We start from the raw sequence: 12,822 nt of genomic DNA on the forward strand, positions 1-12,822 counted from the left end.
TCTAGTTAACTCAAAACCAAAAATTATCCTATTTGTACTAAAATAGTCGGTTTCAACCGACTTTAGCTTTTAGACAGGGAATTTATTCCCTGGCTGATCGCTAGTGTCAAGTCTCAAGCCAAAGGTTTGACGGAGATTGCTAAGTGTAAGGCTACTAGCGATCGCCCTATGAGGAAACTATTTGAGAACTACTTAACTTTGAATTTTTTGAGCTATAGTATATAGTATTGTCATACAGAGTTATGACAAGCAAAAATATGAGAGTTAATGCAAGGCTCGATAGCGATCGCGCTAATAAGTTTAATTACATTCGCCAGCGGACAAATCAAGGTGCGTCTGACATTATGAAAGTGGCGATCGATCTTTATTATGAAAAATTACATCAAGAATCCCCTGTAAAACCTTTGCAACTCCTTAGAGAATCAGGGCTGATTGGTTGTGCTGAAGGGGACTCTGATTTGTCGGTTAATTACAAGCAATATCTCACTGAAAGTCTTAACGAAAAATATGGTAATCGTTGATTCTGGCTTTTGGATAGCACTAATCAATCGCCGTGATGATTATCATGTTCTCGCTCAAGAAGTTCTAGATACGATTGATGAGCCTCTGGTGACAACATGGTGTGTGATTACGGAAGCTTGTCATATTCTCTTGAAACGTACAGGCACAAATGCTCAACAGACGTTTATTCATAGCTTAGAAATTGGTGCTTTTGAGATTTTTGATCTCAAAGTTCAAGATGGGAAAAGAATCAGTGAATTGATGAATCAATATAGTTCTCTACCAATGGATTTAGCGGACGCTTCATTGATTATTCTTGCCGAACATTTGGGGCATGGGCGGATTCTATCTGTTGATTTTCGGGACTTTAATACTTACCGCTGGAAAAATCGGCATCCTTTTGAGAATTTGATGTCTATTAACTGAAGTAATGCTATAAATTGGCGATTCCTAGGTCGCGCTAGTTCCCCCCGGGACGCAATGCGTTCGCTATCGCTAACTAATCAATTCCCTTAGAACGCCAAAGTTCTAAACAATTCGCTGACTGCAACCTTGAAGTTTAAAATTATATCTTCTCCATCTAAAATATCATTACCTCGTAATAGGAGATCGGGCTGAGGACTATGGTAAACCAGCACATATCTTTCATCAGGATGGATTACCCACAGCAGTCTAGTTCCACTTTCAAAATATTCTTCAATCTTGTTGTGAATTTCGTCAAAAGTGTTGCCTGGAGAGATAATCTCAACAACTAGATCGGGCGCACCATCAAAAAAGCCTTTAGGTAATCGTTTTAGCCCAATCAATCGCTCTTTACTAACAAAAGAAATATCGGGCGACCGCTTATTATCTCCCTTCATTTTAAATGCTGTACTAGAGTCGCAAGTAACGCCAAGATTATGCTGCCTTACAAATATCTCGATTAGCCCACCGAGGAATATGCCAATATTCCCATGCTCCATGCCTGAATTGCCCAAGTTTATCAACTCTCCATCTACAATTTCGTAACGATTGCCATCATCAGCTAAAGCCATAAACTCTTCATCAGTCCAAACTTTATCCTTTATTCTTTCTAAGATAACTGTCATATTTATTCAAGTCCTTGTAATTTTTAGACAAAGCGATTCGTTTACATGACTGGCTGAGTGATTTCTTTATTTAATACTAACCCAAATATAAATCCAATTTCATCCCCACAACAAGCGATTCCTAGGTCGCGCTAGTTCGCTCCGGGACGCAATGCGTTCGCTATCGCCTAAAAATCACGACTCACAGAAATAGCGATCGCAGTAACTCGACGAATTAGCCAAAAATAGAGTTATAATTCTCCTACAAGATCGGTGATCGAACTTGAGTCGGTACGCAGTAAGCCACAATGAGGTTATCATTTCCCCTAATTGGGTTGCGTTCCTTAACCCAACCTACAAGATCGGCGATCTCACTCGCTTGGTGGCGAAATCGTCCCAGCTTAAAGAAAGCGACTTCTTGATTTGCAGTATGAATGCTTAAAGATCAATTTTTAGAGAAAAATTCAAATGCCTCTTGAATTAACGATTTCTGTCATAATAGCAAGAAAATTCTTTAGAACTGGAGATTTGTCACGTCTGCGCCATAACATCACCACATTTAATTGTTTAGATAGCTCTTTTATCTCTTGAAAAACGACACCGTCTCTTTGAATATATCGAGTGTTTTCTGGTAATAAACTGATACCAGCTTCACCTGCTACTAAACTTATAATTGTTGATGCAAAAGTAGCCGTTTGTACACATTTAGGTGTAAATCCTGATTGTTGACAAAGAATATTAATTTGCTCTGTAAGTCCAAGAGTCGTCGAAGAAGCGGGTAGAATAAAATCTTCTTCAGCAATATCTGTTAACTGAATTTCAACTACATTAGCAAGACGATGCTTTTTCGGCAAGACGAGCAACAAGGACTCTTTTAGAACAATGTTAGAACTCAAATCTTTATTCCACAGAAAATTTGAAGGAGCATAGGTAAAGCCAATATCAACCTGATAGTCTAGCAACCCCTGAGTTTGAGGATGGGCCATTTCTTCTAAAACTATTTGTAGTTTTGGATATCTTTGTTTAAAAATCTGTAAAATTTCAGGTAAAAAATTATGAGTAATCACACCAATTACTCCTAATTTCAGTTTTCCCCTTTCACCTTGAGTAACTTGCTGGATTCCATAAATTCCCTCATTAATAGATTTAATTGCAAGACGGACTGCCTCTAAAAATATTTCGCCTCTTTCTGTTAGTTGTACGTTTCTTGGTGTTACTTCAAATAAAGGTATATCATCACAACCAATTTTCTGACCCAACTCTTTTTCAATCGCTCTAACCTGTCTGCTTAATTGAGGTTGATCAATTGAAGAACCTTGACGACTAATTCGATCAGCCGCTTTTGTAAAATTAAGCTCTTCGGATAAAATTATCAGATTTTCAAGATGTTCGATTTTCATAGTATTTTTTCACATCCCACCATGTTATTTTTGCTGTTGTGATTAACAATAGCTTACCTTACATTGATGTTAGTTAACGTTCTAAAGGTAAGCGCAATGACTCAAACTCCTGAAAAAATCAAACAACCAGCCATATTCGGTGGTATTCATGGAAATGAACTAACGGGTCTTTATCTGATTAAAAAATTTCTGAAACAGCCACATTTACTCGAACGCAATACTTTTACGGCTTCCCCCATTCTCGGTAATCTCAAGGCGATAGAAGCCTGCACTCGATTCATTGACAAAGATTTAAATCGGTGCTTTGACATTGAGAGCTTAGAGACTGTTTCTGATGAAACTATTATCTATGAAAAGCAACGGGCAAAAGAAATAAAGGAGATAATCACATCAAATAACGTTGATTGTATTTTCGATCTTCACTCGACGACGGCGGACGTAGGTTTATCTATTATTTTAGTCAACGACCATCCCTTTAACCTCAGTTTAGCGTCTTATCTAAGCCAAATTAACCCTGAAGTCCGTATTTGTAGCTTCTTTGAAAAGGATCAGCCTACTTCGTTCTTAAATTCTCTTTCTCCCTTGGGTTTTGCGATCGAGGTGGGGCCAATTGCCCAAGGTGTTTTGGATTTTTCATTGTTTCAAAAGACTGAAAATCTAATTAATGAAATTTTGAATTATCTTGATCGCTGGAATTCAGGAATAACGACGAGTCAATCAGAGTTTGTAACCGTTTATCAAAAGCTGATGACAGTCAATTTTCCTCTTAATTCTTTTAATGAATTGAATGCCTTTATCCACCCCGAAATTCAGAATTTTGTGGCAATTAACCCAGGAGGTCCTCTATTTATTAGCTTTGATGGAGAGGTAATTAATTACACGGAAACGCAAGAATTGTATCCTTATTTGGTAAATGAAGCGGCGTACTATGCTTATAACTTAGCCTTCCACTTAATGAAAAAAACCGAAGTGCGATCACCGATCCTGTTGGTTGGGTTAAGGAACACAATGATGGGAAACGATAACCTGCATTGTGGGTTAATGTGATCACTTTCTCTGATGAAGTGCGATCGCCACTTTCCCTTTCACTTCACCAAAAGTGATCGCCTAAAAATCCCGACTCACAGCAATAGCGATCTCTTTTATGAAGATAGATGTTGATGCGATCGCCTAAAAATTACGACTCACAGGAATAGCGATCGCAACTGTCAGTAATTATTATGCGTTACGCTACGCTAACACATCCTGCTATTGCTGATTTACATATTTTATCCGTCTAAAAGTTAAAATTTTAAAGATACTTTTCAGTAAACATCATCCCTAAGAAAATCCGACGGACTTAAAATTGGTAATATTCCCCGATAAGGATGAAGAATCAACAAATCTTGATCACCTGTAATTAAGACATTTGCCGAACCATTAATTGCTACATCTAAATATTTGTTATCCTTTGGATCTCGACAATCATTAATTAACTCAAGAATCGAGACTAACTCGGCGGCTGCCCTAAATTCCGCTAAAAATTTCTGACGACGTGCTACAGAAATGTAACGATCAAACTTAGAACGAAATATCACACTTTCGCACTCTGCAAAAGTTTCAACTGAAATCAATAAAATGCCAGTGTCAAGAGCTTTTTGGTAAGCTAGATTAGCAGTAGAACTAGGAGATAAAATAGCACTAACTAAGACATTAGCATCCAAAACATAGCGATTAAGCATCACTATTAAGTATCTCGTTTAACAGTTCTAACGTTAGTCCATTTGCCTGAGCTTCCGCCCCTAAATCCGCTGATATATTCTTTAAACGCAGATTTTTAATCTTTACCAAATCTTCATAATCATTCATCGAAATAATAGCCACATAATTGCGATCATGTTCCTTAACAAGAATAGGTTCTTGTTGCGCGCTATCCATAATGTAAGCAAAATCTTCCTTTACTTCTGAAACTGAAACTTGTCTCATTACATTTTGTTTGAGAAATAACTCTGGTTATTGTAACATACCCTGTAGTGCGATCGCGAAGCGCTGCTGCAAGCAGTTCGCCTTTCATAATGGAGAAGTTAATGTTATATTTGTGTAATACTATTAAGGTAGTTGGAATTCGTTTGAGCAAACAGTAATGATAACTGAATACATTGCCAAAGCCATGCAAAAAGCAACCTATGAGTTGCTAGAAGACGGTACTTTTTACGGGGAAATTCCTGATTGTGAAGGTGTTTGGAGTCAAGCCAACACCCTGGAATCCTGTCGAGAGAACTTGCAAGATGCTTTAGAAGGCTGGGTTGTCTTGGGAATCCGTTTGGGTCATCAATTTCCCGTGCTTGATGGTGTGGGCTTAAATTCACTACAAGAGGTTGCCTGATGCCTGCTTGGAAAGCCATAAAATGGCGGGAACTGGTTATTTTTCTTAAAGAAGCAGGCTTTGAAGGTCCTTATTCAGGTGGTAAACATCAATACTTGGTTAAGGGAGAACTCAAACTCACGATTCCTAATCCTCATGAGGCGGACATTAGCATAGGTTTATTGAGCAAAATACTAAAACAAGCCCATATTAGCAGAGATGAATGGGAAAAATTATAGTGCGATCTCTCCGTTAAGGTTAATTCATTATTTTGTTAACTTCGCAAGGGTAATTGGTGATGTGCTTCGCAACGCAAGCGATCGCTGTATAACAAATCATTAAACTGGATAATATTGTGATAATTTGGTTTTGAGTTGAGGGCGATAGCGCGAGCGCTCACCGAAGGTATCGCTTACCCATCCTTCGTCCCATAATATTGCTACTCGACAAACTTTAAATGTATTGCTACAATGCAATATATGAAGGCCAATCTAATCGCCAAAGCAAAAGAAGTTCATGACGACGGATCAATCGTCGAGGTTGTTATATGGGAATTACCAGAGCCAACACCACCAAGCACACATAAATACAAATACAGATTATTTTACGGGCAGAATGGAAAATGTAGAATTAGATATGACAATGAACGTGGAAAAGGAGATCATAAACATATAAACTCACACGAAATAGATTACAAATTCACAAGCATTGATAAATTGCTTGACGATTTTGAAAGAGACATTGAAACCTGGAGTGAATCATGAAAGCAATTATTGAAGTAGCCAAGGGTGGTTCTGCAATCCGAGCCGCTCGTCAACAAATTAAAGACTCCGAAATTGGAAAGCCAGTAAATTTTAGACTTTCATTTGAATCTGCAAAATCACTTTTTAGCGAGCTAACGCCTGCTCGACTTGATTTGCTTGATACTTTAAGCAAAATAGAGCCATGCAGTATTTACGCGCTGGCAAAAACAGCCGAAAGAAACTATTCAAATGTACACACAGACGTAAATCGCCTGGAAGAACTGGGATTAATTGAACGGACAGAAGAAGACAAAATATCTGTACCATTTGAATCCGTTGAAATATTCATGCCACTAGCGAAAGCAGTGTGAGAATTTGAAAAACGGCGAAGGATGGATTTAGCGAAAATGCTAGAGTGGTGATATTGATGGGGCTAAATTGACCTATGACCATTGCAACCGAAAGACCAATACAACAGCAGTTACTAAGTTTTGGCGATTTTATCGTCCGTTATGGTGACAGTAACCGCTACGAATTGATTGATGGAGAGGTGTTTGATTTGGAACCAACAGGCTACCATGAAGAAGTTTCAGCTTTTACCACCACAAAAATCTGCGCCCAAATTGATGCCTTATGTTTAAATTGGTTTGTCCTTCAGCGAGGATTACTACGTCCTTCTAACTTGGGTATAACAGCATTTCGACCTGATGTTATGGTAGTTGACCGCAATGAACTTGCGAAAGAACTACTTTGGCATGATCAATCAATCCTCACCCTGGGCAGTTCTATTAAATTTGTGATAGAAGTAGTTAGTAGCAACTGGCAAAACGATTATGCGCGTAAAGTCGAAGACTACGCAATTTTAGGTATTCCTGAATATTGGATTGCGGATTATGCAGGTCTAGGTGGGACTCGACATATTGGGAAACCGAAACAACCTACCCTTTCCATTTGTACGTTAGTGAAAGGAGAGTATGAAATTCAGCAGATTCGAGGCAATCAACCCATTATTTCGCCGACATTCCCAAATTTCAAACTGACAGCCGAACAAGTTTTAAAGGCTGGCAGATAAAGTGCTTTAAGCCATGCTTAATCTCTACGGTATTAACTCTTTCCCGAAAATCGCCCCACGCTGAACAGTTCAGTTATGCACTCGACTGTTTATTTTGAGTTATTGCGGTACATTTGCGGATAGCTAAAATTAAATATACGAATTTCCAACTGTTAAAGATAGAAAGATCAATGCAACTTTAGTCAAGAAGTATAGATAGAATAAACTTGTGTTATCCCTAATGTTTAATCGCTAAAACCTATACATCTCATGGATTTTGCTAATTTTGCATCCCAGTTAAATGCTGGAACGATTTTACCAGAGGGAATCGTCATGATTACCCTCTTGGGGGTTTTGATTGTTGATTTGATTTTGGGACGGACATCTGCGCGCTGGATTGCATATCTAGCGATCGCTGGTTTAACAGCCGCGATTATCGCTCTATACTTCCAATGGGACACAACTAACCCCATTGCCTTTACTGGTAGTTTTAATGGCGATGACCTGAGTATTGTCTTTCGGGGGATTATCGCCCTGTCAGCAATGTCAACAATATTAATGTCAATTCGCTACGTTGAACAAAGTGGTACGCCTTTAGCCGAATTTATCGCCATTTTGATGACTGCGACTTTGGGAGGAATGTTTTTATCCGGCGCTAATGAGTTGGTGATGATTTTCATCTCCCTAGAAGCCCTGAGTATTTCCTCTTATTTGTTGACAGGTTATACAAAACGTGACCCCCGTTCCAATGAAGCAGCGTTGAAATACCTGTTAATTGGTGCTTCCAGTACAGCGGTATTTTTGTACGGTGTATCACTGTTGTATGGTTTATCCGGTGGACAAACAGAACTAAGTGCGATCGCTAATGGTATCGCCACAGCAAATGTTGGTCAATCTCTAGGTTTAGTAATTGCCCTGGTTTTCGTGATTGCGGGTATTGGTTTCAAAATCTCCGCTGCACCCTTCCACCAATGGACACCAGACGTTTATGAAGGCGCACCGACTCCAGTTATCGCCTTTTTATCCGTCGGTTCTAAAGCCGCAGGATTTGCCCTGGCTATCCGTCTCTTAACCACCGTTTTCCCTGTCGTGGCAGATGAGTGGAGATTTGTTTTCACCGCCCTTGCAGTACTGAGTATGGTGTTGGGTAACGTTGTCGCCCTAGCCCAAACTAGCATGAAACGGATGTTAGCTTATTCATCTATTGCCCAAGCTGGGTTTGTGATGATTGGCTTAATTGCGGGAACAGATGCCGGCTATTCCAGTATGATTTTCTATCTACTGGTATACCTGTTTATGAACCTCTGCGGCTTTACCTGTGTGGTATTGTTCTCTCTGCGAACAGGAACAGACCAAATTTCTGAATACTCCGGTTTGTATCAAAAAGACCCACTTTTAACACTGGGCTTGAGTATCTCCCTGTTATCATTGGGTGGTATTCCCCCATTAGCCGGATTTTTCGGGAAGATTTACCTATTTTGGGCAGGTTGGCAAGCTGGTCTTTACTGGTTAGTTTTACTTGGTTTAGTTACCAGTGTGGTTTCCATCTATTACTACATTCGCGTAGTTAAGATGATGGTAGTCAAAGAACCCCAAGAAATGTCCGACGTGGTGAAGAATTATCCCCAAGTTCGTTGGGATTTACCAGGACTGAGACCTTTACAAGTGGGTTTGATAGTAACTTTAATAGCTACTACTATCTCTGGAATTTTATCCAATCCCTTGTTTACTTTGGCTAATAATTCTGTCACTAACACTCCCATGTTACAAGCAGCAAAAGTTGTCAGTACACAAGCTAGTGTGATTACAAATAAGGAGTTACAGGAATTGTAAGTTATTCCTAAATAATTGGTAATGGGTAATTGGTAATGAAGCTAGTCTTCAATATTCAATTACCCATTTTTATTATTAAACAGCAATAATACCAAACTTATGTGAAACTTCACAAAATCATAAAATTCATTAATTCATCCGTCTTTATCTGCGTTTATCTGCGTCCATCTGCGGTTAATAATTCTGGCTTTACCGTTCCCTTTATGTAAAACAACATTTATTGTAGGTTGGGTTGACGCAAGGAAACCCAACAACTCTCACTATCTTACCGCCAATGTTGGGTTTCACTTCGTTCAACCCAACCTACAAAAATTAAATTAATATTCTTTTCCATAATGGGAGCGGTAGAACCATAATTCTTGAAATTTGATTCTATACAGCTTCATTTTAATTGCATATTTGATGGGAATATAAGCTGTTAAAAATTGATAGTAGTATTGACATTGGTGAATACCAATTTAAAAAATATCCTAACTTGTTACATAGATATAGGGTTTGACACTTGTAAGTATTTGTGTCAAACTTGTTCGTGTATAGTCTTTAACTGAAAAGTGTTACCAATTGTGACACATCCTACAGCATTCAGACATCTACTAATACCCTAATCTTACCCAAATCGGAACAAATACCCCAACTGCTATTAAAAATGGTGGACAACAAATCTACCAAAATATCTACGCTGGTTGGCAAACTTTAGCCGCAGAAACGGTCAATGGAGTTAATCAAGTTCTCTGGAAAAATATTGCTGGAAACTATTTACATATTTGGCATTTAAATAGTAACTGGAATTGGGTTTCTTCTGAAGGACAATTTGGATTAAATTCGGCTGATGCTTTCACCCAGGAAACTAATTTTGGCATAGATGCTAATAGTGATGGCGTTATTGGTAATCCTGCCAGCAATCCTTACATTCTCATTGAAGCAGCAAGTAATACTAAACTAGTTAAAGATCCAACAAACAAATACTTTTCCCAAATCGGAACAAATAACCCAACTGCCATCAAAAATGGTGGACAACAAATCTACCAAGATATCTACGGTTCAGGATGGCAAACGATAGCCGCAGAAACGGTTAATGGAGATAATCAAGTTCTCTGGAAAAATACTGCTGGAAACTTTTTGCATATCTGGCATTTAGATAATAACTGGAATTGGGTTTCTTCTGAGGGAAATTGGGGATTAAATTCTGCTGATGCTTTCACTCAAGAAACTAATTTCGGCATAGATGCTAATGCTGATGGTATTATTGGCAATCCTTATACCTCAATTGAATCAACCGGCAATACTAAACTGGTCAAAGATACAGCTAATAAATACTTTGTCCAAGTGGGAACAGCCACCCCAATTGCTATTCAAAATAGTGGAGTCCAAATCTTCCCAGATATCTATCCAGGATGGCAAACTTTAGCAGTGGAAACTGTGAATGGGGATAACCAAGTTCTCTGGAAAAATACTGCTGGAAACTACTTGCATATTTGGCATTTGGATAATAGCTGGAATCGCGTTTCTTCCGAAGGACAATTTGGATTAAATTCTGCGGCAGCTTTCACTCAAGAAACTAATTTTGGCATAGATGCCAATGGTGATGGTATTATTGGCAATCCTTACATTGCTATCGTTTAACTTAGAGGTTGTTTGAAAAGTATTAGATGAAACCGATAATCTCCAGAAACCTAACCCCCCTTCCCCCCTTCCCTACAAGGGAATGGGGGTTTCAAAGCCTCTCCCCGCGTCGGGGAGAGGTTTGGAGAGGGGTTTATTTATACATTAAAAACTTTTCAAACATCCTCTTAGAAGCTAGAAGCCTCTCATTTCCTTATCGGGCAGGTGAGGGGCTTCTACTTTTTTAAGCTAAAATTCAGATATAGCAGAATTTAGCTCAAACCCTACTTTCTGTAGATAAATCAGTTTTGATGTTGTCGCAGAACGTTGTCGAAAAATAAGATAATTTTGCCCAGATTTAACAGAGCTTTCATTGTTTTTTGCAAGTTGAGTTGTATTTTGAATGTGCCATGACAGGCTTGCGATAAAACTGATCGCAAAGAATACAGATCGAAATCTCATCCTGAGTATCTCGCTCCTAAACTCAATGCTGATAATAGCTTTTTCAAGTTGGAGGTGACTATTCTTGTTATTAATACTAAGTATTTCAGATGACAAGAATTATTACCAAAGACAAAACTACTTAATTTTCTGTTTAATAAAGGTCACAATTTGATGAAGATGTTGCTTCAAGCTATCAATTTCTCCTTGCATCTTGACAATTTTATCATTTAGTAATTTGATGTCAGCAGATGAATCTACACCATTAGCAGCAGCAGTGGCTGGAACGAGTTGTTGATTTGCAGAACTAACTGGAGGTGTATTTAAGGCTGAACGGGGAATTTTCGACTTCACCATTGCTGACTTAATAGCCCCAATGAGTTGCTTTTGATCAAAAGGTTTACCCAGAAATTCAAAATATTCAAATGGTTCTACAAATTTTTCCGTTACCTCTTCCTTGCGGCCTGACATGATCACCAAGGGAATTTTCCGTAACTCTGGTTGAGCTTGAATATTCTGGAAAACCTCCCAACCACTCATTTTCGGCAGTAGGAAATCCAGCATGATCAAGCTGACTTTTTCCTGACGCATCAGATTGTATCCTTCCAACCCATCCTTTGCCTCAATTACCTCAAAATTACCCGGAGCTAACATTTCCCGTACTTTTACCCTGACAACGGTAGTGTCGTCAATAACTAAAATTTTGTTACTTGCCACAACTGATTACTCTCCTAAAAATTTTATGTTTAGATGGCTGGTTGCCCACTGCTTTTAAGAATTCTCTCGCTATATCTCAAATTTATGTAGATTGGGGAAGAGTATTTTCTAAGACAAATTCTCAAAATGCAAGTGTTGTATGAAACTTTTACTGACGTTTTGATCAATTTGTACCATATTTGTCTAAACTACACATTTTTGAACTTTCTCCTCCCCCTATTCCCTATTCGCTACTATATGAATTCTCCACAACAAGTTGATATCAAGTCAGAAATTATGACTATGCCTAGCTGGTTGCGTCGCCCTCTTGGCAAAGCTAGTGAAATCTCTACTGTCCAACGTATCATTAAGCAACGACAAATCCACACAATTTGTGAAGAGGGGCGTTGTCCAAATCGGGGTGAATGCTACGCCCAAAAAACGGCAACTTTTTTATTAATGGGTCCAACTTGCACTCGCGCCTGTGCTTTTTGTCAAGTAGATAAAGGTCATGCCCCAATGGCTTTGGATGAACAAGAACCCCAAAAGGTGGCAGAATCAGTACAACTTTTAGGGTTGCGGTATGTGGTATTAACTTCTGTAGCTCGTGATGACTTAGCTGACGGCGGAGCAGGTCATTTTGTCAAAACAATGGAAACTATCCGCCACCTGAACCCTGAAACTCAAATTGAAGTCCTGACATCAGATTTTTGGGGTAGTGGGGGTGCAGAAGTTCAACGTCACAGCCTAGCGATGATTATTCAGGCTCAACCAGCTTGTTTTAACCATAATGTTGAAACAGTCCGCAGGTTAACCCCAACCGTGCGCCGAGGGGCAAAATATGACCGCTCCTTGGCTGTATTAGCGACAGTTAAAGAATTGAATCATCAGATTCCCACAAAGTCAGGTGTGATGGTGGGACATGGAGAAACAATAGAGGAATTAATTGAGACAATGGCGGATTTACGATCTGTAAAATGCGATCGCCTCACCATTGGCCAGTATATGCGTCCTTCTTTAGAACATCTACCCGTCCGAAAATATTGGACTCCAGCCGAATTTACCGAACTGAGCAATATAGCCCAGGAAATGGGATTTAATCACGTCCGTTCCGGTCCCCTGGTTCGCAGTTCCTACCACGCCG

At 39.1% G+C, this 12,822-nt stretch carries 16 protein-coding genes; 11 read left to right on the plus strand and 5 right to left on the minus strand.

The annotated features are described in order from the left end of the window. Positions 1-257 precede the first annotated feature (257 nt). Both FJR09_RS06220 and FJR09_RS06225 read left to right on the plus strand, forming a co-directional pair. Positions 258-521: a hypothetical protein gene (locus FJR09_RS06220; RefSeq protein ID WP_015081447.1), complete on the plus strand. Its 264-nt coding sequence runs from the start codon at positions 258-260 to the stop codon at positions 519-521. After that, positions 508-927 (plus strand): type II toxin-antitoxin system VapC family toxin, encoded by a 420-nt coding sequence (locus tag FJR09_RS06225; protein ID WP_015081446.1) that lies wholly within the window; start codon positions 508-510, stop codon positions 925-927. Before FJR09_RS06220 ends, FJR09_RS06225 begins: the two co-directional genes overlap by 14 nt. 86 nt (positions 928-1,013) lie before the next feature. Here the strand turns inward: FJR09_RS06225 and FJR09_RS06230 are convergent, their stop codons facing one another. Both FJR09_RS06230 and FJR09_RS06235 read right to left on the minus strand, forming a co-directional pair. Then, positions 1,014-1,589, minus strand: a complete 576-nt coding sequence (locus FJR09_RS06230; protein ID WP_015081445.1) for a Uma2 family endonuclease — start codon at positions 1,587-1,589, stop codon at positions 1,014-1,016. Between the two features lie 443 nt (positions 1,590-2,032). Beyond that, positions 2,033-2,968 carry a LysR family transcriptional regulator gene (locus FJR09_RS06235; protein ID WP_015081444.1) on the minus strand — a complete coding sequence of 312 codons (936 nt, stop codon included), beginning with the start codon at positions 2,966-2,968 and terminating at the stop codon, positions 2,033-2,035. 96 nt (positions 2,969-3,064) lie between these two features. Between FJR09_RS06235 and FJR09_RS06240 the strand changes: the two genes are divergently transcribed. Then, complete coding sequence (locus FJR09_RS06240) at positions 3,065-4,015, plus strand: aspartoacylase (protein WP_015081443.1); 951 nt, start codon at positions 3,065-3,067, stop codon at positions 4,013-4,015. A gap of 257 nt (positions 4,016-4,272) precedes the next feature. Here FJR09_RS06240 and FJR09_RS06245 read toward each other — a convergent pair whose 3' ends face one another. Both FJR09_RS06245 and FJR09_RS06250 read right to left on the minus strand, forming a co-directional pair. Further along, positions 4,273-4,689, minus strand: coding sequence for a putative toxin-antitoxin system toxin component, PIN family (locus tag FJR09_RS06245; RefSeq protein ID WP_015081442.1), 417 nt, complete (start codon positions 4,687-4,689; stop codon positions 4,273-4,275). Beyond that, the gene (locus tag FJR09_RS06250; protein WP_015081441.1) at positions 4,682-4,933 is read right to left on the minus strand and encodes a type II toxin-antitoxin system Phd/YefM family antitoxin; all 252 of its coding nucleotides are present in this window, start codon (positions 4,931-4,933) and stop codon (positions 4,682-4,684) included. The genes FJR09_RS06245 and FJR09_RS06250 overlap by 8 nt, the downstream gene beginning before the upstream one ends. A gap of 157 nt (positions 4,934-5,090) precedes the next feature. Here FJR09_RS06250 and FJR09_RS06255 point away from each other — a divergent pair, with 157 nt between their 5' ends. From FJR09_RS06255 to FJR09_RS26110, 7 genes are all read left to right on the plus strand, one after another. Then, a complete protein-coding gene (locus tag FJR09_RS06255; RefSeq protein WP_015081440.1) occupies positions 5,091-5,333 on the plus strand; it encodes a type II toxin-antitoxin system HicB family antitoxin in 243 nt (80 codons plus the stop codon). After that, positions 5,333-5,551: a type II toxin-antitoxin system HicA family toxin gene (locus FJR09_RS06260; protein WP_015081439.1), complete on the plus strand. Its 219-nt coding sequence runs from the start codon at positions 5,333-5,335 to the stop codon at positions 5,549-5,551. The genes FJR09_RS06255 and FJR09_RS06260 overlap by 1 nt, the downstream gene beginning before the upstream one ends. Positions 5,552-5,791: 240 nt before the next feature. Beyond that, complete coding sequence (locus FJR09_RS06265; RefSeq protein WP_235081894.1) at positions 5,792-6,076, plus strand: DUF6516 family protein; 285 nt, start codon at positions 5,792-5,794, stop codon at positions 6,074-6,076. Further along, the gene (locus FJR09_RS06270; RefSeq protein WP_015081437.1) at positions 6,073-6,426 is read left to right on the plus strand and encodes a MarR family transcriptional regulator; all 354 of its coding nucleotides are present in this window, start codon (positions 6,073-6,075) and stop codon (positions 6,424-6,426) included. Before FJR09_RS06265 ends, FJR09_RS06270 begins: the two co-directional genes overlap by 4 nt. A gap of 74 nt (positions 6,427-6,500) precedes the next feature. Next, entirely contained in the window at positions 6,501-7,127 is a 627-nt protein-coding gene (locus tag FJR09_RS06275; RefSeq protein ID WP_015081436.1) for a Uma2 family endonuclease, read from the plus strand. A 249-nt stretch (positions 7,128-7,376) separates the two neighbouring features. Beyond that, entirely contained in the window at positions 7,377-8,939 is a 1,563-nt protein-coding gene (locus tag FJR09_RS06280) for an NAD(P)H-quinone oxidoreductase subunit N (RefSeq protein ID WP_168653329.1), read from the plus strand. Positions 8,940-9,554: 615 nt separating this feature from the next. Then, on the plus strand, positions 9,555-10,562 hold the full coding sequence (locus tag FJR09_RS26110) for a hypothetical protein (protein WP_371725166.1): 1,008 nt from the start codon (positions 9,555-9,557) through the stop codon (positions 10,560-10,562). A 558-nt stretch (positions 10,563-11,120) separates the two neighbouring features. Here FJR09_RS26110 and FJR09_RS06290 read toward each other — a convergent pair. Then, positions 11,121-11,699, minus strand: coding sequence for a response regulator (locus tag FJR09_RS06290; RefSeq protein WP_168651011.1), 579 nt, complete (start codon positions 11,697-11,699; stop codon positions 11,121-11,123). Between the two features lie 237 nt (positions 11,700-11,936). Between FJR09_RS06290 and lipA the strand changes: the two genes are divergently transcribed. Then, positions 11,937-12,822 (plus strand): lipoyl synthase (lipA, locus tag FJR09_RS06295; RefSeq protein WP_168654042.1); only part of this gene is annotated, 886 nt, incomplete at its 3' end.

Source organism: Dolichospermum sp. UHCC 0406, from assembly GCF_009712025.1.
In the GTDB taxonomy this organism is placed as follows: Bacteria; Cyanobacteriota; Cyanobacteriia; order Cyanobacteriales; family Nostocaceae; genus Dolichospermum; species Dolichospermum lemmermannii.

Excerpts from the sequence above, each read along its gene's own strand:
- FJR09_RS06240 (WP_015081443.1), top strand. The coding sequence starts at position 3,065 with ATGACTCAAACTCCTGAAAAAATCAAACAACCAGCCATATTCGGTGGT.
- FJR09_RS06225 (WP_015081446.1), top strand. The coding sequence starts at position 508 with ATGGTAATCGTTGATTCTGGCTTTTGGATAGCACTAATCAATCGCCGT.
- FJR09_RS06220 (WP_015081447.1), top strand. The coding sequence starts at position 258 with ATGAGAGTTAATGCAAGGCTCGATAGCGATCGCGCTAATAAGTTTAAT.
- FJR09_RS06235 (WP_015081444.1), bottom strand. The coding sequence starts at position 2,968 with ATGAAAATCGAACATCTTGAAAATCTGATAATTTTATCCGAAGAGCTT.
- FJR09_RS06265 (WP_235081894.1), top strand. The coding sequence starts at position 5,792 with ATGAAGGCCAATCTAATCGCCAAAGCAAAAGAAGTTCATGACGACGGA.
- FJR09_RS06280 (WP_168653329.1), top strand. The coding sequence starts at position 7,377 with ATGGATTTTGCTAATTTTGCATCCCAGTTAAATGCTGGAACGATTTTA.
- FJR09_RS06260 (WP_015081439.1), top strand. The coding sequence starts at position 5,333 with ATGCCTGCTTGGAAAGCCATAAAATGGCGGGAACTGGTTATTTTTCTT.
- FJR09_RS06255 (WP_015081440.1), top strand. The coding sequence starts at position 5,091 with ATGATAACTGAATACATTGCCAAAGCCATGCAAAAAGCAACCTATGAG.
- FJR09_RS06275 (WP_015081436.1), top strand. The coding sequence starts at position 6,501 with ATGACCATTGCAACCGAAAGACCAATACAACAGCAGTTACTAAGTTTT.
- FJR09_RS06230 (WP_015081445.1), bottom strand. The coding sequence starts at position 1,589 with ATGACAGTTATCTTAGAAAGAATAAAGGATAAAGTTTGGACTGATGAA.
- FJR09_RS06270 (WP_015081437.1), top strand. The coding sequence starts at position 6,073 with ATGAAAGCAATTATTGAAGTAGCCAAGGGTGGTTCTGCAATCCGAGCC.
- FJR09_RS06250 (WP_015081441.1), bottom strand. The coding sequence starts at position 4,933 with ATGAGACAAGTTTCAGTTTCAGAAGTAAAGGAAGATTTTGCTTACATT.
- FJR09_RS06245 (WP_015081442.1), bottom strand. The coding sequence starts at position 4,689 with ATGCTTAATCGCTATGTTTTGGATGCTAATGTCTTAGTTAGTGCTATT.